The 26,740-nt window shown below is 69.1% G+C and carries 14 protein-coding genes; 4 read left to right on the top strand and 10 right to left on the bottom strand.

Annotation, left to right across the window (positions count from 1 at the left end; all coding sequences use genetic code 11):
• Positions 1-150 precede the first annotated feature (150 nt).
• The 7 genes from KBY32_RS00380 to KBY32_RS00350 all read right to left on the bottom strand — a co-directional run bounded on the left by KBY32_RS00380 (position 151) and on the right by KBY32_RS00350 (position 14,635).
• Entirely contained in the window at positions 151-1,893 is a 1,743-nt protein-coding gene (locus KBY32_RS00380) for a hypothetical protein (RefSeq protein WP_210978377.1), read from the bottom strand.
• The gene (locus tag KBY32_RS00375) at positions 1,893-7,358 is read right to left on the bottom strand and encodes a DEAD/DEAH box helicase (RefSeq protein ID WP_308293636.1); all 5,466 of its coding nucleotides are present in this window, start codon (positions 7,356-7,358) and stop codon (positions 1,893-1,895) included. The genes KBY32_RS00380 and KBY32_RS00375 overlap by 1 nt, the downstream gene beginning before the upstream one ends.
• Entirely contained in the window at positions 7,355-8,347 is a 993-nt protein-coding gene (locus KBY32_RS00370; RefSeq protein WP_210978375.1) for a hypothetical protein, read from the bottom strand. Before KBY32_RS00370 ends, KBY32_RS00375 begins: the two co-directional genes overlap by 4 nt.
• Complete coding sequence (locus KBY32_RS00365; RefSeq protein ID WP_210978374.1) at positions 8,344-10,404, bottom strand: hypothetical protein; 2,061 nt, start codon at positions 10,402-10,404, stop codon at positions 8,344-8,346. Before KBY32_RS00365 ends, KBY32_RS00370 begins: the two co-directional genes overlap by 4 nt.
• Positions 10,405-10,922: 518 nt before the next feature.
• Positions 10,923-12,542: an RNase H family protein gene (locus KBY32_RS00360; protein ID WP_210978373.1), complete on the bottom strand. Its 1,620-nt coding sequence runs from the start codon at positions 12,540-12,542 to the stop codon at positions 10,923-10,925.
• A gap of 55 nt (positions 12,543-12,597) precedes the next feature.
• Positions 12,598-13,233, bottom strand: coding sequence for a hypothetical protein (locus KBY32_RS00355; protein WP_210978372.1), 636 nt, complete (start codon positions 13,231-13,233; stop codon positions 12,598-12,600).
• A 169-nt stretch (positions 13,234-13,402) separates the two neighbouring features.
• Complete coding sequence (locus KBY32_RS00350; RefSeq protein ID WP_210978371.1) at positions 13,403-14,635, bottom strand: DNA sulfur modification protein DndB; 1,233 nt, start codon at positions 14,633-14,635, stop codon at positions 13,403-13,405.
• A 267-nt stretch (positions 14,636-14,902) separates the two neighbouring features.
• On the opposite strand from KBY32_RS00350, the gene KBY32_RS00345 reads away from it, so the two are divergent.
• From KBY32_RS00345 to KBY32_RS00330, 4 genes are all read left to right on the top strand, one after another.
• Positions 14,903-17,038, top strand: coding sequence for an N-6 DNA methylase (locus KBY32_RS00345; RefSeq protein WP_247688862.1), 2,136 nt, complete (start codon positions 14,903-14,905; stop codon positions 17,036-17,038).
• A gap of 106 nt (positions 17,039-17,144) precedes the next feature.
• Positions 17,145-19,136, top strand: a complete 1,992-nt coding sequence (locus KBY32_RS00340; RefSeq protein ID WP_210978370.1) for a class I SAM-dependent DNA methyltransferase — start codon at positions 17,145-17,147, stop codon at positions 19,134-19,136.
• Positions 19,133-20,383 carry a hypothetical protein gene (locus KBY32_RS00335; protein WP_210978369.1) on the top strand — a complete coding sequence of 417 codons (1,251 nt, stop codon included), beginning with the start codon at positions 19,133-19,135 and terminating at the stop codon, positions 20,381-20,383. The genes KBY32_RS00340 and KBY32_RS00335 overlap by 4 nt, the downstream gene beginning before the upstream one ends.
• Complete coding sequence (locus KBY32_RS00330) at positions 20,380-23,562, top strand: type I restriction endonuclease subunit R (RefSeq protein ID WP_210978368.1); 3,183 nt, start codon at positions 20,380-20,382, stop codon at positions 23,560-23,562. Before KBY32_RS00335 ends, KBY32_RS00330 begins: the two co-directional genes overlap by 4 nt.
• A 54-nt stretch (positions 23,563-23,616) precedes the next feature.
• On the opposite strand, the gene KBY32_RS00325 is transcribed toward KBY32_RS00330, so the two are convergent.
• From KBY32_RS00325 to KBY32_RS00315, 3 genes are read right to left on the bottom strand one after another with little or no spacing between them, the layout of a single operon-like run.
• Positions 23,617-23,823: a DUF397 domain-containing protein gene (locus tag KBY32_RS00325; protein WP_210978367.1), complete on the bottom strand. Its 207-nt coding sequence runs from the start codon at positions 23,821-23,823 to the stop codon at positions 23,617-23,619.
• A complete protein-coding gene (locus KBY32_RS00320; RefSeq protein WP_210978366.1) occupies positions 23,820-24,659 on the bottom strand; it encodes a helix-turn-helix transcriptional regulator in 840 nt (279 codons plus the stop codon). The genes KBY32_RS00325 and KBY32_RS00320 overlap by 4 nt, the downstream gene beginning before the upstream one ends.
• A gap of 22 nt (positions 24,660-24,681) precedes the next feature.
• Positions 24,682-26,634 carry a DUF262 domain-containing protein gene (locus tag KBY32_RS00315; protein WP_210978365.1) on the bottom strand — a complete coding sequence of 651 codons (1,953 nt, stop codon included), beginning with the start codon at positions 26,632-26,634 and terminating at the stop codon, positions 24,682-24,684.
• Between the last annotated feature and the right edge of the window lie 106 nt (positions 26,635-26,740).

The raw sequence follows: 26,740 nt of genomic DNA, 5'->3' as shown, positions 1-26,740 counted from the left end.
GATCGCTTCCCTGGCTCCGCCACGGAGCAGCCTCGACAGCCCGACGCTCACCGCGGCTCCGCGCGCTCCCGCTGTTCGGTCCTCGCCCACGCCTCTCCGGGGATCCGTCACTGGCTCCTGAATCCCTGCGGGCTCGACCGGCCTTGTTCCTCACGATGTGCTGCTCTCTGCATCTTCAGGGGCTGCGACGTCATCGGCAGCCGGGGAAAGGCGTTCTGTCGCCTTGGTGATTATTTCTCGCGCCGCCTCGGTGCGAGACCACTCGCGGTCGCTGTCCGTCGGCTCCTCGGTGAGCCTCTGCAGGGGCTCGGGCGGGAGCTCCAGACGGTGGCTCGTGGCGGTGGGGTCCTGCCAGCGGTGCGGGGTGAGCGGCACGGCGAACCAGGGCTCCTCGCGCTGCCTGCGGGCCGCCTCCTCGATCATGTCCTTGGCACGGTTGATCTGGGCACGCCCGGCGTCGTCGAGTTCCTTCCTCAGCGCACGCCAGGTCCGCTTCCAGTCCTCCGCTCCGTCCGGCACGCCGAGCGTCAGGTACGGGTTGAGTGGCGGCAGTTCGCGGTCCGTGCGGCGCTGCAGAGCCTCAAGCAGGCTCCGGTTCCTCCGCAGAGCGGTCAGGGCGCTCTGGCCGAGCTGCTCCGCCACCGGAGGACGTCCCTCGGCGTCCCGCTCCAGAAGACCGAGGGACTCCGCCACGCCCTGCCCGACGCACAGGTACGCCTGGATGTTCTGCGCCTCCCAGCGGGCGGGCTGAGGGTGGTGCCGCAGTCTCCCGGCCACGGCGAACGCGGCCGTCCGCCGCTGTTCCGCCGTCTCCACGTCACCGCGGAGAGCGGCATGGTGCATCTGCCGGACCGCCCTCAGCATGGTCCGCACACCGATCCAGCTGTTGAACCTCTTGTTGCCCCGGCTGTACACCTGCGGACGGAGCCGCTCGAGCAGAAGCCACAGCCCGTCGTCGGCGACGAGGTCGTCCGGGACCTCGCCGGTCCGCTGTACCTCGCGCAGGGCGGTGAGGAGTCTCCGCGTCGGCGGGAGGATGTCGGTCCATTCCTCGGCCACCGCCCTGGCGTCGTTGGCCTGCAACCTCACCAGGAGACGCCAGTCCTCGGGCCATCCGGGTCCCGGCTCCGTTCCGGGACCCGCTTCCCGGCGCTCCCTCTCCAGGGGCCACGCCAGCAGGTCCATCTCCTCGTCGCTGAGGGAGGCCGGGTCCAGGCGGGCCCGGAAATAGGCGGCGCGGGAGGTGCCGTCACGTTCGGGGACCGCGCTGATCCACTCCTCGTCGATGTAGTCGTCGAGCAGCGGCCGGGGAAGCGTCGCCAGCAGAACCCGCTGCCGGGGTGCGGGCAGGTTGACGTCCATGAGGCGACGGTCGTCCTGGTAGGTCTGCCACATGCCGCCCGGCTCACCGGGGAGGGGCAGCGGCTTGTCCGCCAGCAGGGCCCGCGCACGCTCGTCGAGCCGGCTGCTGAGGACGTCCAGCCCATGGTCCTGGGCCATGGTCAGCAGCGAGACGCCGCCGACCGGGTCGTCCATCCGCGAGGCGGCTCCGGCGGCTGCCAGGGCAAGACTCCGTGCGGTGACTGCTCCGGCCTCCCCCTTCAGCACGTCGGGCATCGTGATCTCGGCGAAGGATCGGGCGCGTTCCCACGCCGCCCGGTCGGCGAATCCCTCAGGAACGGGCGGTTCGGCCGTCACCGGAATACTCGGCTGCGGCGGCGGGGCGACCGGGGCGGGGACGTCGGTGGCTTCCGCGGCCTGCGGGGCCGCCGCACCGAGCTGCCCTTGCCCGCGGGCCCGGCGCAGCGCGAGGCGGCGGGCGATCTCACGCTGCCGCAGCTCCTCCCGCGACGCCTGCTCGTCCTGGCTCCCGCCGAGGGTGCCTGTGGTCATCAGAATTCCTCCGCGAAGGTGCGCACCTGCTCGATCACCGCGGCAGGCGTCCGGTCGAGGCTGTAGGAGTCGGCGAAGACGACCCGGTCGGCGAGCCCATCGGCCCGTACTTCTCCCCTCAGCTTCTGGAGCCGTTCGGTCCCGCATTCCTCGGTGGCGGACTCCAGCGGGTGCTTCACGACCACCGCGACGGGCTCGCCGGTGAACTCGGAGGTGAAGAGCGCCACCGGCCCTGCGGCCGTCTCCGTCACCTCCACCGTGGCGTCCTCGCTCGCCCAGCCCTTCAGCAACCCGGCATGCTCGTCCAGGGGGATCCGCAGTTCCCGGCCCCGCAGGGCGTCGGTGAGGTCCCGGGCGAGCCGCCAGTCGTACAGCGGGTGAAGCCGCATGTTCGAGTAGTCGCGCAGACAGGCGTAGCAGGAGCTGCGGCAGTGCAGTGCGTGGTGATCGGCCTCCAGATCCTGGACGTACCGGTCGACCGCCTGGAGGAACTCCTCGATGTGGTGCTCCGAACCGAGGTGGGTGCTGAAACCGGCTCCGTTGTCGAGGCTGTCGGCCAGGTAGGCCATGACGGGGGCGGCCACCGGAGCGTCCGAGCCGTGGATGCCGCTCAGAAGTTCTTCCGGCTGCACGTCGAGGTGCGGCGCGGCGGCACGGCGCAGCAGCGCCGCGAGCGAGTACCAGGCGGCGCGCCGGCCGTGGTACGCCTCGGGGAAGCCGTCGATCTGCTGGGACTTGGAGATGTCGAAGCGGAGTCCTCTGTCGGTGTCGAGTGCGCCCTTGGCTCCGATGAACAGCATGTCGGTGTGCTGGGTGGCGCCGAGGGCGATCTCCAGGTCGGCGTCCGCCTTCGGGTTCTCCACGGCCCGGTACCCGAACCAGGGCGCCTGGCTCTTGGCGAACCGGAAGAGCTTGCCCGCGTTGGTGTTGACGATGTAGCGGTCACCGCTGCCGGTGTGGACGACCATCCAGTCGTCGGCGGCCCGGTGGATGCGCGGTGCGGTCCTCTCCAGGTCCGTGGCGGTCCGCGCGCTGGTGGCGTGGGAGCCGAACTCCCGGTAGCCGTCGTAGTCGCGTGCTTCGGGCGCGGCCCGGAACCCGGCGGGCTCCCTGAACGGCACGGCCTTGTAGTACTTGTTCTCGGCGCCGCAGGCGGGGCAGGAGCCCGCGCTTCCGCTCTCCGGGTCGATGGCGGCCGTCGGGTCGACGTGCGAGCAGATCCGGCACATGGCGACGAGCCGTTCCGGTCCGAAGGGTTCCTCGGCCGCCTTCACACCACGGCCGCTCGGGACGAGGGAGACCACGCCCATGGAACGCAGCAGGCGGCCGTCCTGCGGCGTCTCGCTGCCCGGCGCGAACTTGGTGAGGGCGACGGCCAGGTCCCGGTTGACGGAGTCGGCCGGCGGCCACGGGAAGGTCTTCTTCGGGATGCTCCGGTAGAGGAGCCGGGAGCGCGTGGGGAACCCGAACATGGGCAGGAGGCCCGCCTCCGCAAGGCGCTGGCTGAGGTCGGAGTGCCCGACGGCCTCGCCTGCCACGGCGTCGATCTGGTCCAGCAGTTCGTCGACGGTGGCCACGGGGTCGATGGCGGTGATGGTCTCCGGTGTGCCGGCCTGGAGTGCCGAGGCGGCGGCCCTGATCAGGTGCGGGTGCTCCGCGACCCAGCGGCGGACCGAGGGACGGTGCGTCGGCCAGTCCGCGGCGAGACCGAACTGTCCGTGCACGTTGCTCGTCATGTCCGGGCCCTTCCTGCGGTCCTCCGGCTGCAGGGGCGCGAAGGCCTGACGGAGGACCTCACCCAGCAGGACCCGCCGGAACACGGAGGCCATGCCGAGGACGAGGTAGGGCGGCGGAGTGGGATCGTTGGTGATCGCTTCGGGACGGGCGAAGTAGTGCTCGTCGTGGCTGCGTCCACGACAGACGGTGAGGGCCACGGCGACCGGGCTGTTCCGCCGGCCCGCGCGGCCCACCCGCTGCTGGTAGTTGAATCGGGTGGGCGGCATGTTGGCCATGATCACGGTGTTGAGCGGCCCGATGTCGACGCCGGCCTCCATGGTCGTGGTCACCGAGAGCAGTTCCAGCCCGTCCGCCTGCGGGACGTCGTTGTCGCCGAGGAAGACGTCCTGGAAGAGGCTCTGCCGGCGCTGGGCCTCCAGGCGGTCCGTCTGTCCGGTCAGTTCCGCGGTGCGCAGAGGGAAGTCCCCGGTGCGGTGGGCGGCCTTCCAGGCGTAGTAGTCGTCCTCGAAGACCCCGCTGTACTGCTGGGGCTCGGCAGGCAGGGCGGTCAGGCACTTGGTGCACAGCCCCACGCCCGGGTGGAGGTGAGGCCGGTGGCAGGCAGGGCATGTCCAGGTCTTGTTGTCCGCCGGACGCAGTGCCACCTTCTCCGGCTTGATGACGTACTCGACGACGGCGTCCTTCCAGACGCCGAGCACCCGGTCCATGACCGCGTCCATGTCGATGCCCTGACGATCGGCGACCTTCTGCCAGAAGCGCTTCAGGGGAGCCGGGGGCTTTTGAACGGGTCCGCGCATTCTGCTGAAACGGCGCATCAGGCCGAGGATGCGCAGACTCGCCCGGGCCACTGCCAGGTCGCTGTCCGGGCTGATCCCGGTCGGCGAGCGGTCGTCACGCAGACAGAGCCAGCCGAGCCCGAGTGACTCGAAGTCACGGCCGCCGCCGGAGAACAGGCTGCCGACCGTCTCCTGGCGCAGACGCATGCGGAGGCGGTCGAGCAGTTCCTGCTGCGCCTGGGTCTCCGCGACGGCTTCCCGGTCCCGCTCCCAGTTGAAGAGCATGGTCCAGGGCTGCTCCGCCGAGGTCTGCTGAAGTGAGGCGAAGGGGCCGGCGGGGTTGGTGCCGTGTTGCAGCAACCTGCCTTCCAGATCCGTGGCCAGGTCGTCGAGTGACGGCAGCGCGGAGAATTTCCGCTCGAGATCGGGCAGGAGCTCCGGTTCGGCGTCGAGGTCGTCGGTGAGGATGGCTTTCAGGCGGCCCCAGTTCGCCGGATCGCGGTCCCGCGTCCGCTGCATGGCGGCGCGCACGCTGCCGGAATCCACGGGTTCCTTCGCGTAGTACGCCTTCACCAGCTGGAGGTCCGCGAACGGGTCGCCCTGGCCGGCGACTGCTTCGGCGCTGAGCAGGCGAAGGAGGTCCTGGTAGTGACGGAGGGCGAGGCCACTGGCGAGTTCGGAGGCGTCGTCGCGGCTGTCGGAGAAGGCGATGGCCTTGCGCTGTCCGTCGGGCAGGTGGCCCAGCGCCTCGGTCACCAGCACTTGGTTGATCTTGTAGAAACCGGTACGCATCCTGCGGACGGGGGCGTTGCGCAGCCGGTCGGGCGACTCGAGCGGCACGAAGCGGCCGTCCCGGTCGTACTTGATCTCCCAGTCGTCGCCGCAGGCGGGGCAGCGGGTGGGAAACGCCTGCAGCCGGGCCGGGTCGTAGGCGGGCTTCTTCCCCTCCTTGTCCATGGGCACAGCGATGTGGAACGACCAGCCGGTGTGCTGGACGTCGCGGTTCACCAGACGGCCGGTGACCGGCTGGTAGGCGCTGCGACGGAACGCGAACTCGACCTGGGGTCCACCGTCGGACAGGCCCGCGTGCCAGGCGGCGTCGTCGAGACCGAGTCCCTTGGGGCGCGGCCAGTACACGACGTAGTTCGCCGCGGTGGGCGCGCCGCTGTCCTCGTCCGGCAACAGGTCGAGATCCGGGAAGTCGGTGTGCAGGGCGCCGGTGAACTTGCGCTTGCGGGTGTCCTTGGGGCTGGCGTAACCGCCGAGCATGAGGTCGCCGCAGGCCTGGCAGGAGAGGAGCTCCAGCACGCGGGCCCCGCAGGTGCACCGGGAGGTGGGTTCGGCGAAGAGCCGGCCGACTCTGCGTTCGGGTCCGTGCTCCACGGGAATGTGGGGGCACCGGGGGTCGGAGCAGGCCCAGATGCCTTCGATGTTCCGGAAGAAGAAGTGCGCCCGCAGCTGCGGGAGTTCGGGGCCCTGGGCGATGCCGAGTATCCGCAGTACGCCGTGGAGGGCGTGCTGGCGCCGGTCGGCGGGGGCGTCCGGGAAGAGGTCCTTCGCCAGGTCCGGGGCGGGCAGTGCGCGCGGCTTCCCGCCGGGGGTCAGGGCCCGCTGGAGCGCCGGGCCGAGCCCCGTCTCACGGGCCAGGGCGGCGGCGTCCTCCTGGGTGACGGACTCCTCGGCCGTGCGGGCGAAGCGCTCGGCGTGTGCGGCGAGGTCGCCCTTACCGGGGATCTCCTTGGCCCTGCCGGGGATGATCACGCGACGGGACCCGGGCAGGGCGAAGAACCCGTCGAGGAACTCGTCGTCGCGTCCGGCCTCCAATGACGCGGAGGCCGCCATCACGCGGAACTTCTCGGGCGTCCGGTCCAGACCGAGGCGGTGACGCAGGTTGCGCAGCAGGTAGGCCACCTCGGTGCCGGCCGTGCCGCGGTACATGTGGAGCTCGTCGAGGATCAGGGTGAACCGGGCGTCCGGCGTCTCCTCCAGCCACTTCCGGGTCGTGCTGAAGATGTGCTCCTCCTGCTTGCGGAGCAGCATGATGTTCAGCATCGAGTAGTTGGTGACCATGATGTCCGGCGGCGCGGCCTGCATGTCCCAGCGGGCGTGCATCTCGGCTCCGCCGAGGCGCGGGATGAACGCCCGCAGCTCCTCGCCGAGCTTCTCGTCGGCCTTGCGCTGCCGGTCCTGGACCTCTCGCAGGTACTGCCGGAGACGGAAGTTCGCCGGTTCGGAGTCGAGGCTGCCGGAGACGGGGGTGGCTCCCGTGTAGCGGCCGAAGTAGAAGCGGTGGCCGTGGCGCTTCCGGTCCAGCCACGCGTGCGCTTCGCTGCTGTCGAGGGCCTTCCGGAGGCGCACCAGCTGGTCGTCGGCCAGGGCGTTGGTGGGGTAGAGGATCAGCACCCGCATGGCGGCGGGGTGGCCGTGCTCGCCGCGTCGGCTCGGCACGAAGCCGGCTTCTCCCTTCCACCACTCCGGCTGCGCCGCGCGGGTGCCTGTCCAGTCGGAGGACTCCTTGACGAGGTCGGCCAGGACCGGCAGCAGGAAGGACTCCGTCTTCCCGGACCCGGTGCCCGCCGTGACCACGAAGTCCTTGCCCTGTCCCGCGGCGACCAGCGCGTCGTGCTGGTGCTGGTAGAGGCTCGTCACGCCCTCGGGGAGGGTGAACCGGGCGAACTCGGCGGCGTCCGGGTGCGCCCCCGCTTCGGCGAAGGACTCGGCGATGCCGATGCCCCGCGAGGCGTACTGGGGGCGCAGCTCGATCAGAGGGTCCCGCCAGGCCCCGTTGTCCCGGTTCAGCAGACCGCGCCGCTCCGCCATGACGGAGGGGTCGTCGACCCAGAACGGGGTGTCGTAGTACCGGAAGAGGGCGCTGCGCAGGTCGTCGAAGGTGCCCAGGACGTCCTGGACGTCGATGCCGGTCACGGCCGCTGTCTTCTCGTCGTCGCTCACTTGGTCCTCCCGCCGGCGGTGGCCACCGGTCGCGGCATGATCTCCAGGTGCTGGCACAGTGAGGCGGCGATCGCCTCGGCGAGCGCCCGGGGCACGTTGTCGTAGGCGCGGGTCTGCGCCTGCCGGCTCGCCGAGGGCGGGAAGCCGCTGCACAGGACGGCCGCACGCTCGTGCAGCGCGGGCAGGGGTGCGTACCGGTCGACGAAGAGCCTGCCGACGCCCGCACGGCCCCGGCCCGACTCGGGTCGCCAGCGCATCGCTCCGGTGCGATGGCGGGCGAGCTCGAGGTAGATGCCGGTCTCGCGTTCCACCGCGTGGAAGACACCGTCGCGGCGGACGCGGGTCAGGCGCGCGTAGTCGGCGCCACGCCAGCGGTACAGGCCGTCCTCGCCGTCGCGGTCCACGGGCACGAACCGCTGAAGGCGCGGTTCGTACTTCTCCAGCGTGTTGGCGGTGCTCCCGCCCGGCGGCGCGGCCTCCGGCCCCAGCTCCGCCTCGGGAAGCAGTCCGGCCAGCTGCCGGGCGGCGCACGGCACGTAGCGGACGCCGAGGAGTTCGGCGGTCTCCCGAAGAGTGCGCACGTCCTCGTACTGGATCAGAAGGGTGTCCGGCAGCGGCACTTCACCGGCGTCCGGCCGGTGAGGGGCTGTGATCAGTTCCATCCACTCCCCCGCCGCCTCGGCGACGCGCGCGCTGATCCGCGCGGTGCGCGCACCGGTCAGGAGAGCGAGACCGTCGGCGTGGGGCAGCCTGGTCAGCACCGGTGGGGCCACCGACCAGCGGTCGGCATGCAGGTCCAGGTCGATGAAGCCGAGGGCGGCGGCCCCGCGCATCCAGTCCCACTCGGCGTACTCCTTCAGCTCCAAGCCACGTGCCCGTGCCTGTCCGCGCACACCGTCACGCAGCACGGACGCCCTGCCGCTGCGGCTCTCGCTCAGCCAGCGCAGCAGAAGGCCGCCCAGTCCGCCGCCGTTCATGGGTTCCGTCATCGGTCGAGCTCCTTCGCGACCAGCACGTAACCGGCCCACGCGGGATCGTCGGACACCTGCTGGGCGTTGAGGACGGCGCGGGCCCACGCCCGCGGGTTGGCTGTGGGCGCCGGGTTCGCCGCACCGGGGTCGACAGCGGTTCCCCTCCATCGCCCGCTGCGGCGCTCCAGGAGCCAGCCGCCGATGCCGTGGAAGTCGGCCTCGAAGCGGAGGGGGGCCGGAGTGTCGGGAAGCCGCTCGGTCCACCAGCCGGGCTGTTCCGGGGCCTCCAGCGTCCACAGCCGTCCGTCGGCCGCCGCGAACAGCACCTCGTCCGCCTCCCGGCGGCACAACTCCGTACGATCGGCTGCGTGGTCGGACGCCGCACCCGTGCAGTCGGCGCCGACGATGCCGGTGGGCAGAGCGCGCTCCTCCAGGAGCGCGGGCGACTCGGACGCCTTGCCGGCCGCTACGGCGAAGCCGCAGACCTTGGTGATCCTCGGCTCGACGTCGGCCTGTTCGGCGGTGGCGAACTCGACCTCCACGCCCGCGTAGCTCACGGTGTGACGTCCCGGCTGCAGCCGGAGGCCTGTCAGGGGAACGGCGCGACCGGCGGCGATCGCCTTCCGCAGCTCGCTCCGCTCCTTGCCGTCGACCAGGAGGACGCCCGTGCCCTCCACCTCGTCCGGGAGGACGACCTGCGGCTCTCCCCCTGTCAGGTACAGGTGGGAGTGGAGCGAAGGCGCCAGCTTCAGCCCGCCCTCCAGGCGGAGCTTGAACTGGGCCGGCGGCTGCAGCAGGCCGACGGCTCCCTGGACCTCGTGGAGCGCCCTGCGCAGCGTGACCGCGTCGTCGAACGTGACGGGCTTGTGCAGGGACCAGCCCTGCGGCACCCAGCTGAGCTTGCTGGTGTCGGCGCTGCGGCCCGTGGTCGCGGCCTTGTCCAGCAGTCGCTGCACATCCCGCTGTGCGGTCGGCGCGGCGAGCACGACGTGTGGTTCTCCCGGGCGGAAGCCGTCGGTCGTGGCCCAGACTCCGAGTACGTCATCGCGTGCGAGCACCAGGACGGGGGACGGCGGGCGGCTGAGCACCAGGCGGTCGCCATCGCGTCTGATGCCCTTGGTCAGGGTGCCCGCGCCGGGTTCGGGCAGCCCCGTCACCTCGTAGTAGGCGGTGTCGCCGAGTTGTTCGAGGACGACGCCGCCTCTCAGTTCGACGCGGCTCTTCCGCTCGGGGGACCGCAGGCGCGCCACCCATCCGAGACGCCCCGCGTCCAGTCGTACGAGGAGTTCGGCCCGGACGACCCCGGTCGGTACCAGCTCGTCCGAACCGTCCCAGGACGCCGCGTAGTTGCCCATGAGCTTCGCGAGCAGCGGGCGGAACTCCTCCTCCTGGAGGGCGTTGCGGAAGCCCTTGGAGAAGTGCCGTTCCATGCCCCGGATCTCGATCTGGGCGAGCAGCGTCTCTCCCGGCAACGGCCAGGTCGTACCGTGCTCGCGCAGCGAGCGGAAGAACCGCGGCATGAAGGACCGGTCCCTGCCGCTGATGAGGGCCTGGGACTGGGCGAATCCGATCATGCTCCGGTTGGACGGCAGGTCCGTCGGAAGCGGAATGGTGCACAGGCCCCGGGCACCGTGCTGTTCTCGCTGCCAGGCGGCCAGCACCTGCCACATACGGGACACCGGCTCGTAGTGGGCGCTGCCCAGTTGCCTCTCGTCACCGGTCAGCAGGGTCGAGAAGCGGGCGTGGTAGGCGGTGGCCCGGTGGTTCCGGTCGTTCACCATCCGGGACGCGGCCACGACCGAGCAGGCCAGCAACGGCAGGAACGCGGGTATGTCGTCCTTGTCCTGCTGACGCCTGCGCCAGCGGTAAGCCTCCAGCGCTTCGTACGGTTCGGCCGTCCCCAACCGCAGAAACCTGCCGACACACTCGGCGAGGGGCTCCTCCAGGCCGTAGCCCTGCCTGAGCTCCTGCTCCACGTCGTCATCGACGTAGAACACCGTGGGATGGCCGGCGTGCTGCCGTCCGAAGAACTCCTCGGCCAGCACGTCCTGCCACACCTGATAAGAATGATCCACTCTGTCCCCAAAAGAGTTGTTCCGATGCCCTGTTGATGCAGCCCCCGGCATGGAACGGTCTTCCGTGTCACTCTGAACGGCCGTCAAGCGTGCCGCTCGTGACACCCCTCGGCCTCAGCCCTCGATTGCGCCACCCAGACGTGACGCCACGGCACACAACGCGCGAGGCCCCCCACTCATCCCCCCACCATTTCTTACTGGCACCCCGTGGGTGCTCGAGGAATCATCCGAAAGATATGGCCATAGCCTCACCATCGGTGATTCCCTCGCACCAGCCGCAGAGCTCCACCGACCCGCAGGACGCGGAGATCCGTGCACCCTGAAATCGAAGATTACCTGTGTAGATGATGTGGTTGAAGTGTGGAGTACGTCAATCGTTGTGCTGGTAGGCAGCGTGCCGGGGCACACGGGCCGGCATTGCCGTGACTTGCGCAGGGCGACGAGGAACATGAACGCGGGGCGCCTTTCCTCCAGGAAGTCCGTCAATGACGGGGCAACCGCCGTGCCGGATAGCGGACTTATGCGGCGGCCGACGACTGGCGTTGCGCGGAACCGAACGTGCGCAGAATCCGCGCCGCCTCCTTTTTTGCCATAGAGGCAGGAATGCGTCCCGTGGCACGGCGAAGGGCAAGACGGGCGCAGGCATCCGCGATCTCGTTGAGGTCGTGCCCGACATGACCTTTCAGCCAGCGCACCTGGACGCGGTCACGGTGGCGCACCAGGCGAGCCATCAGCTCCCGGCTCTCCGGGAACAGAAGGGTGCGGTGGGCGGCTCCGGGATCGGCGGCCTTCAGGGCGGAGTCAACCGCGTCGACGGCCTCGGTGCTGTCGCACAGAAGGACCACCAGCGCGCCCTGGTGGCGTTCGAGGAGGCTGAGAGCGGCGGCGCAGATACCGATGACCTCCGCTTCACCGCTGCTCGCGGCCATGGAGTCCCCGTGCCCGGCCTTCCCCGTCTCCGAGGCCCAGCCGTAGCCGCACACGGCGGAGTCCTCCCCCAGGGCGGCGTCGGCGACGGCCACGACGGCGGTGTCGGGAAGGTCGGCGAGCAGGGCGTACCGGTCGTCGTGAGCCGAGGCCGACGGCACCGAGAGCTCGCCCTCCCCGCCCTCGTCCCGTCCGGCGAGTTCGTCGGCCATCACCTGGGCGAGACTCCCGTGACAACGCCGGCAGCCGTCGGCCTGCTCGGAACAGTCCGTCTGGTGCTTCACGGTGAGGTCCCGGACGCGCCGCCACGCCTCGGGCTGGGTGTGCTCGAATCGCGCCAACGCACCGGCACGGCACTGGGCCACGACCTCCGCGAAAGGCGCCGATGCCACACAGGCGTGCATCCGGTCATGGAGATCGGTCACCCGAAGCTGCGCCTCGCGCGACCGGGCGGCGAGCACCGCGGCGTCCTGGTAGGCATCATCCAGCGCGTCAAGTCGTGCACACCGAGCGGTCGGAGGGCAGGCGAGTACGTCCCGTTCCGCCCGCCCGATCGCGTAACGCCCCCAGGCCGATGCCGTGCGGGTGTGGCGGCTCCACCGCTCGACCACCGCGTCGTGCGGGAGGAGCGGGTTCTCCTCCTCCCTGGCGTCGAGCAGGAGTGCCTGGACGAACGCTTCGTCGTCGCGGTCCAGAAGTTCGCGTACCGCCTCCGGCACGGCCCGGTCGGCTGCCGCCCGCTCCCAGGCCCATCGGGCGAGGTCGCTTTCCGGAGCGTGCGGCGAGCCGTCCGGCAGCCCCCTGCCACGGAGTTCCTGCCGCAGGAACTCATGGAACGACGAGGGGAAGGCCACGCGCACGACTCTCAGCTCCAGCGGCTCCACCGGCCGCGGACGGCCGAGCCGACGGGCACGCTCCTTCTTGTACCTGGCCTCCGCATGCGACCGTGCCCGTCGCACCGTGCGCGCCTGCGCGCGCAGGCGCCGCAGCCGCTCGGGAGGCTGTACCGCCAGCTCCGCACGCCGTACGGCCCCGCGGGCGAGGACGTCGGCGTGCGCGAGGACGACGGTCACGGGGCCGACGAGGGCGGGATCCTCCAGCGCCGCCGCCGTCTCCGGTGCGCCGACCCCGTTCACCTGACGGAGAACGGCCTCCTCCAGGGCGGTGAAGTCGTCGGCGAGGCGACGGATCAGCTCGGTGTGTTCTGCCATCACGGCGGTGTCCTCTCAGGCGGGTCGGAGGTCGGGGAAGCCGCTGCGGTCGGGGCTACTTCACCTGTCCGGTGAAGATGGCCGTGCGGTACCAACCGGAGTCCGAGGTGTCGGCCGGCGTTATCTCGATCTGGGCGTCCTTGGCGGTCTTGGGGAACACGCAGGCCGCCTTCCAGGTCCCGGACTTGCCCGGCAGGAGGTGCGTGTCCGGCGCACCGCCGAATCCCGCGTCCGTGTCGTAGACCTGCTCGGCACCCTCCGGGCAGGAGAGGCTGATCATGCTCAGGTCGAGGGCGGACTTGGAGCCGTTCCGCACCGTGACGGAGAAGGACAGGTAGGCCTTGCCGGACGGGCTGGCGTACTCGCCGGAGGTGCCTCGACCGAAGCTGCCCAGGTGCGCCTTGACGCCGTTGTTCCACGTGGCGGTCTTGTCGAGGTCGACGGTGAAGGTGTCGCCCTCGGTGTCGTCCACGTCGTCCGGCGCCGCCTCCTCGGCACTCTGGTCGTCCTGCGACGCACTGACCGTGGCCCCCTTCGGCGTGGAGTCGGTCTCGGTGCCGCTGACACCGGAACAGGCGGACAGGAGGCAGCCCGCGGCAGCCACGGCCACGGCCACAAGGGGCTTGCGCCGGCGAGCCGGGGTCGTCGCGATCGACGGTCGGGGCGCTGCGGCGATGTTCGGGGTGTTCATGGTCGTTTCCTTGTCTGTGTGGAAAGGGCGGACTGAGGCCGCCCTTCGGTCACGGCCCCGAGACACCGGATACGCGGGAGCCAGGGGCCGTGCCCATGTGAAGGGCCTCGTTCGGGCGGTGCTCGACCGAGAAGATCAAGGCGTCAACAGGTCCCTGATATAGACCCGTTCAGCCACGAACGCCGCGGATCTTCTTGCCCAGGTCGCCGGCCGGATCGAGGAGCGCGCCGGCGACACGGCCGGCGGAGTCCCTGACACCCCCGCTGAAGTTGAGACGACCGGAGGCGCCCACGGTGGCGCAGACGCCGTCCCAGTAGAGGGCTTCGCGCTCCCAGCGGACGTCGGCGAGCAGACGCTCCACCGACTCGTAGTTCACGGCGACATCGGGGGCGCACCACGGGGTGGCACGGTGAAGCAGGATGCCGAGGCCCGCCATCACGGCCGGGGCGGTGATGGCGCTGCGCCGGGCGAAGTCCGGGAAGTGGTCCGCGATCAGCCGGGACACGAGGCGGACGACCACCGTCGCCACCTCGTCGGCGTCGGTGTTGGGCGGCAGGTCTCCCTCGTGGACGTTGGCCGCCGAGTAGTGGACACCCTTGCTACCGAAGACGGTGGTGACGATCAGCGCCCGCAGCGCGGACAGCGTCAGCACCTCCTTGTCGGACTTGGTGAGCTGCCGCTTCCCGGCGTTGACCAGCTTGCCGAACGGCATCCGCTGCCCGTCCGACTCGACCTCGAGCGTCTCACCGACGGTGTAGGCGAGGCGGGTGGCCAGGTCACGCTGGTCCATGGACATGGCCAGGTTCTTGGCGACGTCGACGCCCTTGACGTTGCGGTCGTAGAAGATCTGCCGGGCGTCCGCCGGAGAGATCCCGAGGTAGAGCTCGAAGGGGATGCGGACTCGCTGGTTGAGCTCCGTGTACGTGAGACCGAAGGCCTCCGGGTCCCGGTAGATGTCGTGCCAGGCGGTGGTCTGGGTCTCGCCGTCGACGGCGATCACCATGGCGTCCGGAGCCGCCGTCAGCGTCCGCAGGCCGGAGCCGGGAACCAGTTCGTCGCTAATCGCGGCGACCTCGCCCGGGTGCCAGAGCGTGATGGGCGGCGTGGACCAGGCCGAGCCGTGTTTGCCGAGGATGCCGGCGGCGATGTACTCGGCGTAGTCCGGGATGTTCTTTCCCTTCTGGGACTTCAGCGTCCGCTGCACGGTCGCGCGCAGTTCGGCGCGGCGGCGGTCGTGCCCGGAGGCGGCCTTCAGGACGCGCGGGTCCTCTTCCTGACGCGGGGACGGCACGAGCCGCACCAGCGTGGCGAGGGACATGGTGCCGATGACGGCGTCCTCCCGGAACGGCATGACGGTGAGCGGGATTCCTTCCGGGATGCCGCTCGGCATGGTCAGGCGCATGGGTTCCCCCCTGATGGTGATCGATGGCCCGGCGACAGGCCGGTAGGCGTGGTACTTCGCCGCTGTCCCGAGGTGGAGCTGAGACGCGGGCCGGGCTTTCGAGGCATGGCTGTGGCCAGGTACGTGTGCTTCACACCACCGGTGCACTGCTCACCGGCGGAAGCGATTCCATGTAAGCATGACCGTGAAAGCATTGTCCATCAGCTTGCCAGAGTTGACGGGTGCTGTAGGGTGTGACCACGCCGACCATCGGAGCCAGGACCACCCATGTCGCAGCCCTCCACACCATCCGCCCAGGTGACAGCCGCCGAGATCTCCCGTATCGCGGGCGTCACGCGCGCCACCGTCAGCAACTGGCGCCGGCGGCACGACGACTTCCCCGCGCCCTCGGGCGGCACCGACAGCAGCCCGCTCTACGACCTCGAAGAGGTCCGTGCCTGGCTCGCCTCCCGCGGACAGCACACGGCGGCCACACCCAGCGGGGAACTGCGCACTACCCTGCGTCTCCGCGAGCCGGCGGGAGCGGGTGCCTCCGACCTGCTCGTCCTCGTCCTGGCGGCGGCCCGCCGCCCCGCCGACGAGCTCACAGACCTGCTCGCGGGGTCCGACGCCGACCTGGTGAAGCGGGCGAACGAGGCCGCCGCCGGGGTGGCGGACGTGGTCCCGGAGACGGAGTCCGTCCGGTTCACCCACATCGACACCAACGTCCTGCGCGCTCTGCTGCTCTGTGTCCGCGACGAGGGCGCACAGGCGGCGCTGGGTGTACTCGCCGAGCGGGAACTGGAGGACAGCGCAGCCAGCGGCGCCTACCGAACCCCCGCCCCCCTCGCCGACCTGATGGCCGGCCTGGTCTCGGGCGACCCGGCCCGCGTCCTCGATCCGGCCTGCGGCAGCGGCACCCTGCTGACGGCTGCGGCGGCACGGGGCGCGCGTGAGCTGTACGGGCAGGACAGCGTGCCGGTCCAGGCGCGTCGCACGGCGGTCGGCGTGACCTTGACGGCGGGCGGGGGCGCACAGGTCACCGTGCGCACGGGCGACAGCCTGCGTGCCGATGCCTTCCCCGACCTCACGGTCGACGCCGTGCTGTGCAACCCGCCCTACGGCGACCGGGACTGGGGACACGACGAACTGGCCTACGACTCGCGCTGGGCATACGGCTTCCCGCCCCGTGCCGAGTCGGAGCTGGCCTGGATCCAGCACGCACTGGCCCACCTCGAACCGGGCGGCCACGCTGTACTGCTCCTCCCGCCGGCTACGGCGTCCCGCTCCTCCGGCCGCCGTATCCGCGCCGAACTCATCCGGAGCGGCGCGCTGCGTGCCGTCGCCGCCCTGCCGCCAGGGGCGGCGGTCCCGCTTCACATCGGCCTGCAGCTGTGGGTGCTGCAACGCCCCGAACCGACGCGGCCGGCCTACCAGAGCGTGCTGTTCGTCGACCCGGTGGGCGAGCCGTCAACGCCGGGGCGGGGCGCAACCCGTTCGGGTTCGGTGGACTGGTCACGGGTGACCGAGCAGATCCTCTCCGCGTGGACGGCGTACGCCGAGGACCCGGACGGCTTCGAGGCGCAGGCCGGTGTGGCACGGGCGGTGAGCGTGGTCGACCTGCTCGACGAGGTCGTGGACGTGACACCCGCCCGGCAGGTGCGGGCCTCCCAGTCGGACATCGATCCGCAGGATCTGGCCCGCGAGGCCGCCACGGCTCGCGAAGGGCTGTCGGCCGCGGTGCGGACGGTGGCCGAACTGGCCGGCACGACGGCGTGGGACGCGGCCGGGGCCTCGGCCCGCGAGTGGCGCACGGCGACGGTGTCGGACCTGGCCCGGGGTGGGGCGCTGAAGGTTCTGCGTGCGGTTCCGGTCTCACCGCGGGCGGCGGCCGAGGCGGGTGCCCTGGATGCGGGCAGCGGCGACAGCCGCGACCCTCGCCCTGTCCTGACCGGCCGTGACTTCAACGCCGGGACGGGACCGACCGGACTCTCCCTGGAACTCCAGGCCGAGCAGATGCCAGAGATCACCGAAGGCGACGTCCTGGTCCGCAGCCTGGTCGGCGGCAGCGGCCCCATGGCGCGAGTGGCGGGCGAGGCCGAGGCCGGTGCCCTCCTGGGAACCGGGCTTCACCTGTTCCGTCCGGACCCGGCGCGGCTGGACCCTTGGTTCCTCCTCGGTTTCCTCAGCTCCGAGGCCAACCTGGCCGGCGCGTCGACCGGCAGTTCCACACTCCACCTCACACCGGGCCGACTGCGCGTACCGTTGTTGCCGCTGGAGGAGCAGCGCCGGTACGGCGAAGCATTCCGGCACGTGGAAGCGCTGCGTGAACAGGCGCGGCGCGCCAGGGACTTGGCGGAGGAGACGGCGCGGCTCGTGAGCGGGGGGCTCGCGGGCGGCCAGTTGGTGCCGGAGCCCACTTAAGCTCCGGCGACACCCCCACTTATACGCGGACGGACGAGGACCCAGCGTCCCGCGCCCGCCGCACCACAGTCATCCGTACGGCCCCGGAAGGGAAACGGAAGAAGTCTTGAACAGCAGCAAGCACACGGAGTTGGCGAACCACGCGTGGTCCGTCGCCGACCTCCTGCGGGGGGACTACAAGCAGTCCGACTACGGCAAGGTCATCCTGCCGTTCACGGTGCTGCGGCGCCTGGAGTGCGTCCTGGAGCCGACGCGCGACAAGGTCGCGGAGATCGCCGAGCAGCACAAGGACAGCGGCATCGACCCGGATCGCTTTCTGCGCCGGGCCGCGGGCCACTCCTTCTACAACCGGTCCCGCCTGACGCTGAAGAAGATCGCGGCCGACCCGCAGAACGCGGCGAAGAACCTCCAGGTGTATGTGGGCGCGTTCTCCGACAACGCGCGCGGGGTGCTGGAGCGCTTCGACTTCGCCCAGCAGATCAAGAAGCTCGACGACGCCGACCTGCTCTACAAGGTCATGGGCCGGTTCACGGACCTGGACCTGCGCCCCGAGGTCGTTCCCAACCACAACATGGGCTACATCTTCGAGGAGTTGATCCGCCGCTTCTCGGAGCAGTCGAACGAGACGGCTGGTGAGCACTTCACCCCGCGCGAGGTCATCCAGCTCATGGTGCGGCTGCTGGTCGCCCCGGACGGCGACGCGCTGCAGTTGCCGGGTGCGGTCCGTACGGTCCTCGACCCGGCGTGCGGCACGGGCGGCATGCTCTCGGCGATGGACGACCTGATCACCGAGCTGAACCCGGACGCGACGGTGGAGGTGTACGGCCAGGAGCTGAACCCCGAGTCGTGGGCGATCTGCCGGTCCGACCTCATGATCAAGGGCCAGGACCCGGAGAACATCGCCTTCGGCAACTCCTTCTCCGACGACGGCCACGCCCGCAAGACCTTCGACTACATGCTCGCCAACCCGCCGTTCGGCGTGGAGTGGAAGAAGGTCAAGGAGGCGGTCGAGGACGAGCACAAGTCGCTGGGGGATGCCGGCCGCTTCGGCGCGGGCCTGCCCCGCATCAACGACGGCTCGCTCCTCTTCCTCCAGCACATGATCGACAAGATGAAGCCGATCGACGTGAACGGCGGGGGCGGCTCACGCATCGCCATCGTCTTCAACGGCTCGCCCCTCTTCACGGGTGCGGCGGGCTCGGGTGAGTCGGAGATCCGCCGCTGGATCCTGGAGAACGACTGGTTGGAGGGCATCGTGGCCCTGCCGGACCAGCTCTTCTACAACACTGGCATTTCCACGTACTTCTGGATCCTCACCAACCGCAAGAGTCCCGACCACAAGGGCAAGGTCGTGCTGCTGGACGCCCGCGACCAGTGGGAGAAGATGCGCAAGTCGCTCGGCGACAAGCGCAAGGCGCTGGGCAAGGAGCACATCCGCACGGTGGTGGAGCTGTACGGCGAGGCCTTGTCGGTCGTGAACGACCCGGAGCACCCGCTGCACGGCAAGGTGAAGGTCTTCAGGAACGAGGACTTCGGCTACCAGCGCATCACCGTGGAACGCCCGCTGAAGCTGCGCTTCGAGCTGACCGAGGAGACGCTGGCGGCTCTGGAGGCTTCCAAGGTCATCCAGAAGCTCCCGCAGGCCTCGGTCATGTTCGACGCTTTCGAGTCTATGCAGGTCACGAGCTGGGACACCAAGCAGGAGGCGTGGATCGCCCTCAAGGACGCGGTGGTGGAGGCCGGCGCGACTTGGCCGAGCGGTGCCCCGTTCAACAAGGCGCTACGGGATGCGATCGGGGTGCGGGACCCGGAGGGTGAGGTCCAGCTCGTGAAGGGCCAGCCCGAGCCGGACTCGGAACTCCGGGACTACGAGAACGTGCCGTTGGGCGAGGACATCGAGGAGTACGTGAAGCGCGAGGTCCACCCGCACGTCCCGGACGCGTGGATCGACCATAGCAAGACGAAGATCGGGTACGAGATCCCGTTCACGCGGCACTTCTACGTGTACGAGCCGCCGCGGCCGTTGGCTGAGATCGATGCGGAGTTGAAGGCGCTGGAGGCCGAAATTCAGGGGCTGTTGGGGGAGGTAACGGAATGAAGCCAACCAGCAGGCGAACCGTGCCACTTTGGTCGGTCGCAACTGAGACTCGCATAGTTGTTGATCCGTCCGACCTTGGCGATCATGTGGTCCACTACAGCATCCCAGCTGTTGATGCGACAGGTACGGGCCAGATCGAGACAACTGATTCAATCAAGTCCGCGAAGCTTCGACTGCACGGCGAGGAGGTGTTGGTCAGCAAGCTGAACCCACGAAAGAGCCGAGTACTGACCGTCACTGCCTCACCGCTCCCCATCGTCTCGTCCACAGAATTCGTGGGAATCATCCCTGGGACCGAACTCGATCCTCGTTTCCTGGCTTACTTCCTACAGTCTGAGACAACGCGCCAAACTTTGGACTCTCAAGTTCAGTCTGTTACCCGCAGTCACCAGCGAGTGGCGCCCGAGGATATTATGCACCTTTCGATGCGATTGCTGTCACTGGACGAGCAGCGCCGAACTGCCGACTTCCTCGACACCGAAAGCGCGCGCATCGATCGGATGATCACCCTTCGGAGCAAGCTCGTTCAACTGTCACATGAGCGCGATAACGCGCTGCGTGACGGGCTCATCAACGAACTGTTCTCCTCCGAAGGAGAGATTCCCCTTAGGCGGGTTACACAGGGAATCGAGCAGGGGGACAGTCCTCAATGTGATGCAGTACCACGAGAGTCGGGCGAGTGGGGTGTTCTCAAGCTGAGCGCCGTGAAACATGGGGTCTTCAACTCGGCCGAGAACAAGCGGCTACCAGACACCGTCACCCCCAACAGGGAATTTGAGGTTTCCCCAGGTGACCTACTCATTACCCGAGCGAACACGCCAGGCCTTGTAGGGGATGCCGCAATCGTGGACTCCAGTTCATCTCACCTTCTCCTCCCCGACCTGATCTACCGCGTCCGACTGACTGAGTCGATGAGCGCCGACTTCTTGATGCATGTGGCCTTGAGCGGTCGGACTCGCTCATTGATCGAAGCTGTAGCCCGTGGCTCATCGCAGTCAATGGTCAAGCTACGAAGCGAAGACATCAAATCCTGGCCGATCCCTCGCGCCGACCGCGTTCAGCAGGCCGAACTCGTCAAGAAAATCCAACGCAGCAGCGCGCAAACTTATCGTTTGCGACACGTCGCCGAACGCCAGATCGCTCTGCTCAATGAACGTCGCCAAGCCCTCATCACCGCCGCCGTAACCGGCCAGTTCGACATCTCCACCGCCAGCGGTCGCAACGTCACCGAAGGAGTGACCGTATGAGCCCCGTGCACGACGAGTCCTCCTTCGGTGCCGCCATCATCGCCGCTCTCTGCAAGCGAGGCTGGCGCGAAGCGAATCCCGAGGATTACCGCCCCGATCTCGGCCTCGACACCAACGAGCTGTTCACCTTCATCGGGGCGACCCAACCCGACGAGTGGAACGAACTGCTCACCGTCTATGGCGGCAACCCCAACGAGGCTCAGCGCGGCTTCGCGCAGCGACTGGACCGGGCCATTGCCGATGACGGGCTGCTTCACATACTCCGGAATGGAGTCAAGGACCGTGGAGTCCGGCTCCGCGTCGCCTATTTCAAGCCCAACCTGATCTCCGCCGAATCCGTCCTCGACGGCTACCGGGCCAACCGCCTCACCGTCGTGCGCGAACTCCCGTACGCCACCAAGCAGGCCGACTGGGGCCACAGGCTCGACCTCACCCTGTTCCTGAACGGCATCCCGGTCGCCACCGCCGAGCTGAAGAACCCACTCACCGGCCAGGGCGTCGAGCAGGCCAAGGAGCAGTACCGGACCGACCGCGACCCAACGGAGTTGATCTTCACGCGGCGGGTCGTCGCGAACTTCGCCGTGGACCCGGACCTCGTGTTCGTCACCACGCAACTCCGAGGCAAGGCAACCCAGTTCCTCCCCTTCAACACCGGCTCGAACGGCCCCGGCCAGCCCGGCGGCGCCGGAAACCCCGCGCCCACCGCGCACGGCACGTACGCCACCTCGTACCTCTGGGAACAGGTCTGGGAGCGTGACAACTGGCTCGACCTGCTTCAGCGTTTCGTGCACCAGCAGAAGCACAAGACGCCCGGCGGCGGCACGACCAAGTCGACGATCTTCCCGCGCTTCCACCAGTGGGACGTCGTCAAGAAGCTCACCGCACACGCTTCGATGCACGGCGCCGGCCAGAACTACCTGATCATGGCCTCCGCCGGCTCGGGCAAGTCGAACACGATCGGCTGGCTGGCCCACCGCCTGAGTGACCTGCACGCCCGTATGGACCCGCACATCCTCAACCCGGAGGCCCTGGCCGAGGGACGCATCAAGCCGGGTGAGCCGGTCTTCGACAAGGTCATCGTCATCACCGACCGCCGCGCCCTGGACGCTCAGCTCTCCGCGACGGTCGGCAGCTTCTCGCAGACGGACGGCCTGGTCGTGAAGGTCGACGAGAAGCACGGCGCCAAGAGCGAACAGCTCGCCCGCGCACTCTCCCGCGACACGGGGAAGATCGTCACGGTCACCCTGCACTCGTTCCCCGCGCTGCTGGACTACATCAAGCGCAACCCCACGGAGATCAAGGGCACCCGCTTCGCGATCATCGTGGACGAGGCGCACTCCTCACAGTCCGGCGACGCGGCCACCGCCGTGAAGTCCGCACTACGCGACCTCGGCCTGGACGCGGACTCGGACGACGAGGGCGCGACGACGGTCACCGTGGACGAGCAGTTGAAGGCGAAGGCCGTGGCGCGTTCCCGTGCCGCGAACCTCTCCTACTTCGCGTTCACGGCCACCCCCAAGTCCAAGACGCTCGAACTCTTCGGCACGGAGGGCGTGGAGAACGGCAAGGCCGTCTACCGCCCTTTCCACACCTACTCCATGCGCCAGGCCATCGAGGAAGGCTTCATCCTCGATCCGCTGCGCAACTACGTCACGTACAACACGTACTGGAAGCTCGCGAACCTGAACCGCGACGAGAAGGAGGTGGACCCCTCCAAGGCGAACAGCCAGCTCGCCCGGTTCGCGCTCATGCACGAGCACACGGTGTCCCAGCACGCCCAGGTGATCGTGGAGCACTTCGTGCGCCACACCCGCGGACGGCTCGGTGGGCGTGCCAAGGCGATGGTGGTCACGGCGTCCCGGCTGTCCGCCGTAGAGATGGCGCGGGCCATCCGCAGCTACATCGCCGACGTCGGCTACGACACCAAGTACCCCGACCTCGGCGTCCTGGTCGCAATCTCCGGTTCCCTCACCGTCGACGGCGAGGAGACCACCGAAGTCAAGGAGAACGGCGGCCTCTCGGAAGCGGCGCTGCCGAAGGCCTTCGCCTACACCCGCGCCGACGACAAGGCCGCGAAGGCCGGCGGCAAGGGACAGCAGGAGTACCGCATCCTGGTCGTCGCCGAGAAGTACCAGACCGGCTTCGACCAGCCGCTTCTCACGACGATGTACGTGAACAAGACGCTGACCGGCATCGCCGCCGTGCAGACCCTCTCGCGCCTCAACCGCACCGCCGAGCGCAAGTCCCAGGCCGACCTCGCCGTCCTCGACTTCGTGAACGAGGCCGAGGACATCCAGGACGCCTTCCGCCCGTACTTCGAGGAGGCGCACACCCTCCCCTCGGACCCGAACCTGCTCTACACGGCCCAGAGCCGCGTCATGTCCGCGCCGATCATCTCGGAGCAGGACATGGACCAGTTCGTCGCCGCGTACATCGAAGCGGAGGCGAAGGCGGCCGGCAACCAGGCCAAGTGGGAGAAGCTGCACGCCGAGCTGTACCGGCTCCTCTCCCCCGCCGTCACCCGCTTCACCCACCTCCTGGAAAGCGAGGAGGAGGAGGACGTTGAGGCTGCCGAGGAGTTCCGCGCCAACCTCAACGACTACGTGCGCAAGTACGGGTTCCTCGCGCAGATCGTCCCGTACCAGGACGCCGAGCTGGAGCGGCTGTACCTCTACGGCCGCCACCTGCTCAACCGCCTCCCGCGGCTGGCAGACGGTGGAGTCGACATAGGGGAAGTCGACCTCAGTCACCTGCGCGTGGAAAAGACCGGCGAGCACGACGTGTCCCTCACCCCCGAAGGCCCCGCCGAGCTCAAGGGGTTCGGTGATGGTGTCGGCGGCGGCAAGGATGCCGAGAAGTCACTGCTGTCCGAGCTGATCGAGAAGTTCAACGCGAAGTTCGGAACGGAGTTCACCGAGGAGGACGTCCTCCCGGCCTTCAACGCCACCAAGAAGGACCCGAAGGTGCGGGCCGCCGCCCTCGTCAACGACGAGGAGAACTTCGGCATCGTCTTCGACAAGAAGTTCGAGGAGAACATGATGGACCACGTGTCCACCATCGACACCCTCGGCAAGCGCTACTTCGGCGCCGACCGCAGCTTCAAGTCCAACCTGGACCGCAGCGCCCGCCGCGCGGCCTGGCGCATGATCCGTAACGAAGAGGGCTTGGACGACGTGTAGTGCGTGACCGGAGGGTTCCGCCGTGCGCCGGAACCCTCCGGACCCGCGCGCTGTTCAGCTACTCACAGCCGACTCCAGAAACCCGGTCCAAGCGGCCTGACCAACGGTGAGTACAGGGCCGGTCAGGTTCTTGGAGTCCCGTACCCATATCGCTTCTGCCGTGGCGGCCACCTCCACGCACTGACCGCCCTCGGCACCGCTGTAGCTGCTCCTGCGCCAGGCGACTTCGAGGACGTGGCCTGAGACGTCGACGGTGTTCATAGCTCTCCCAGCAGCTTCTCGATGAATCCCAGGGTCTCTCTCGGGCTGAGAGCCTGACTCCGGATGATTCCATAGCGCGCGGAAGCCTGCCGTGTCTCGTCCCGGTCGGTCTGCAGATGGCTGCGACCCTGCACTTCGGTGTACACGAGCTGTTCGTTGCTCTTGCGGACGATGACCGTGAACGGGCCGTCCACACCCGCGTTGTCGTCGCGATCCATGGGCATGACCTGAAGCTCGACGTTGCGCTTATGCCCGATCAGCAGGAGCTGTTCGAGCTGTCCACGCAGCACGTCACGTCCGCCGATGGTCCGACGCACGACTGACTCGTCCAGCACGAAGCCCAGCAGGGGAGCAGGCCACCGGATGAAGATCTCCTGTCGTGCAAGGCGGGCCGCAACACGCAGTTCGATCGTCGCCTCGTCGAGCAGTGGGCGCCTCATGGCCAGCACGGCACGCATGTACTCCTCGGTCTGCATGAGCCCGTTGACGAGCAGCGTGTCGTACGAGTACAACTCGACCGCCTCCGACTCCAGCCGAGCCATGTCCCGGAAGAACGCGGGGTACTGGGCGCGCGCAAGAACCTCCTTCAGCGCAACCAGCACACCCCCGGCCTTCAACACCTCATCCGCCCGCTCCACCAACCGAGGCTGCGGAATCCGGCGCCCCTGCTCAATGGACGCGATGGACTCGGCCGCGTACCCGACCCGCTTCCCGAACTCCGCCCGGTCGAGCCCCGCGCGGACCCGCAGCAGCTTCAGCTGCTTGCCGAAGGCCGCGACGACGCCCGTCCCCGGTTCGTCCTCCGGCCGCTGCGCCACCCCGTCGTCGTTGCTCATCGTGTCGCTCCGACCTCGCTCCTCAGTCCTCGGCACGCAGGTTCCGGATATGGGCCCGCAGCGCGTCCGTGCTGTGGAAGATGCGGTAGTCACCCGCCTCCAAGGCCGCCTGCTCCTCCTCGGTCATGTCGGGCGCGAGGACGACCGGCATCCCGCCCTCCGCGCGGAGCCCCTGCGGCCAGTACGCGGCAGCGACCACGATCGCGGCCCCGGTGGCCGGGTCGCTGACCTCGCTGTCCAGCTCGGGTGCCGCGAGGTCGGCCTCACTCGCCTCGGCCAGGAGCGCGCCCAGGCCGGGGATCTCCTCAGCCGCGTCGGCGCGCGCCGTGCCGGACAGGGCGACCACGGACGGAGCCACGCCCGGACCGGGGCGAGGGTCCGCGACGGCCGCCGGGTACGGCCCGTCGTGGAGGCCCTGGAGGAAGTCGTTGGCCGCACGGGCGAGGAGTTCACGGCGGGCGGCGAGGAAGTCGTGGTAGGCGGACACCTGCCACAGATCTCTGTCCATCGGGATCCACTGGCTGGCCAGCGCCCCGGGCATACGCGACTCGATCTCCTCCAGGTACTCCACCGGTTCCCTCGCCCCGATCTTGAGATTGGTGTCCTGCGTGAGGAAGCAGAAGTTGGCGACGGCGTTGACGTCGGCCCGGCTGTAGTCCTGCTTGTACAGAAGCGCCTTGGGGAAGATGTGGTGGACCTGGAGCGAGCTCAGCCGGCCCAGCATCCCCGCCCGCAGCGGGACACCGCTGACGAAGTCCTGGGCGCTGTGGACCCGGGTCAGCATGTAGAGCAGCGGATAGAACCGCGACCCCATGCTGGAGCCGACGAAGTCGTCGGGCTCGACCACGAGACGGCCACCCCGGCTGCGCCGCAGCACGCTGATCAACTGGTCCACGCCGCCCTCGTCCACGGCTTCCAGATCCTGGTTGAGGTAGGTCTCGGTGGCTCCTGTGTGGCGGCCCCAGAGCGAGCTGTGCACGTACCAGTAGAAGAGACGGTCGCGCGACATAGCGTCGGGGAACCTACCGCCGTGCTTGTGCAGCAGCCGGCTCATGACCGGAAAGGCCACGCGGCCGTTCAGTACCGCCCCGTGGTCGAGCCCCAGCCGTCCGCCGAGCGCATTGAGCAGGTACGAGACGGCGTCGATGGTCTCGGAGAGGCCGGAGCGGAAGGCGGAGACCTCCACGTCGGCGAGCTTGGAGAACTGTGCCTCGCCGGTCAGGACGGCGTTGACGTTGCGCAGCAGCCAGTCGAGCTTGAAGGAGAAGCCCGCGGCGGCCCACTCCTCCAAGGCCTTGTTCATGGTGGGGCGGGCGGCCGGCCAGGCGGCGCAGATGGTGGCCAGGGCCAGGTCGCCCTTGGTGAGCTTCGTACCACCGGAGTTGACCCGGTTGAAGATCTGCACCACCACGTCGATGGTCTTGTCCTCGCCGGTCACCTCGTCGATGTGGACGTTGCGGTCCTTGATCTGGGTGATGCGGTTGAGGCGCTCGATGTAGGTGGCCTGACGGCCCGCGTCCCCGCTGGCCAGTTCGGTCACGGCGAGAAGCTGGCTGCCCAGCCCGTTGAGGAAGAGCGCGGTGACGTCCACCCAGACCGGGTTGTCCTTCATCTTGGCCGGTGCGTAGAACTCGAAGACTTCCGTGTCCAGGTGGAAGTGGAGGCCCGTGAGCGCGGAGGCGTTGCCCTCGAAGAACTCCGGGGGCCGGCCGCGGGTGACACCGTAGAGCGTCGTCACGCGCTGCTGGCCGTCGAGCAGGAGGTGGATCGTGCCGTCGCGGCCGGAGTCCCCGCCGCGTGTCTGCACGCTGTCCGCCTTGGTGCTCCAGGTCAGGAAACCCCCGATCGGGTACCCCCGGTACAGGGACTGGAAGAAGCCTCGTACCTGGTCCCGTGTCCAGACGTAGCCGCGCTGGAACTCGGGGAGCGCGATGTCCCCGGCCTCGACCTTGTCCAGAACCTGTGAGATGTGCACCGTCGTTGCGCCCGTTCGTTCGGTCCTGGTGACCTCGCCACCAGAACGTAGCTGCCCGATCGCCCGAAGTTAGCAGCCCAGTCGCACAGTTGCTCCCGGAACAGAG

This window comes from Streptomyces sp. RK62, assembly GCF_018070255.1.
GTDB lineage: Bacteria > Actinomycetota > Actinomycetes > Streptomycetales > Streptomycetaceae > Streptomyces > Streptomyces nigra.
This window is presented reverse-complemented; position numbering and strand designations above follow the sequence as displayed.

What these genes read in the sequence shown, in the direction of transcription:
- KBY32_RS00370 (WP_210978375.1), bottom strand. Translation starts at nt 8,347, where the DNA reads ATGACGGAACCCATGAACGGCGGCGGACTGGGCGGCCTTCTGCTGCGC.
- KBY32_RS00325 (WP_210978367.1), bottom strand. Translation starts at nt 23,823, where the DNA reads ATGAACACCGTCGACGTCTCAGGCCACGTCCTCGAAGTCGCCTGGCGC.
- KBY32_RS00360 (WP_210978373.1), bottom strand. Translation starts at nt 12,542, where the DNA reads ATGGCAGAACACACCGAGCTGATCCGTCGCCTCGCCGACGACTTCACC.
- KBY32_RS00355 (WP_210978372.1), bottom strand. Translation starts at nt 13,233, where the DNA reads ATGAACACCCCGAACATCGCCGCAGCGCCCCGACCGTCGATCGCGACG.
- KBY32_RS00320 (WP_210978366.1), bottom strand. Translation starts at nt 24,659, where the DNA reads ATGAGCAACGACGACGGGGTGGCGCAGCGGCCGGAGGACGAACCGGGG.
- KBY32_RS00335 (WP_210978369.1), top strand. Translation starts at nt 19,133, where the DNA reads ATGAAGCCAACCAGCAGGCGAACCGTGCCACTTTGGTCGGTCGCAACT.
- KBY32_RS00350 (WP_210978371.1), bottom strand. Translation starts at nt 14,635, where the DNA reads ATGCGCCTGACCATGCCGAGCGGCATCCCGGAAGGAATCCCGCTCACC.
- KBY32_RS00380 (WP_210978377.1), bottom strand. Translation starts at nt 1,893, where the DNA reads ATGACCACAGGCACCCTCGGCGGGAGCCAGGACGAGCAGGCGTCGCGG.
- KBY32_RS00345 (WP_247688862.1), top strand. Translation starts at nt 14,903, where the DNA reads ATGTCGCAGCCCTCCACACCATCCGCCCAGGTGACAGCCGCCGAGATC.
- KBY32_RS00330 (WP_210978368.1), top strand. Translation starts at nt 20,380, where the DNA reads ATGAGCCCCGTGCACGACGAGTCCTCCTTCGGTGCCGCCATCATCGCC.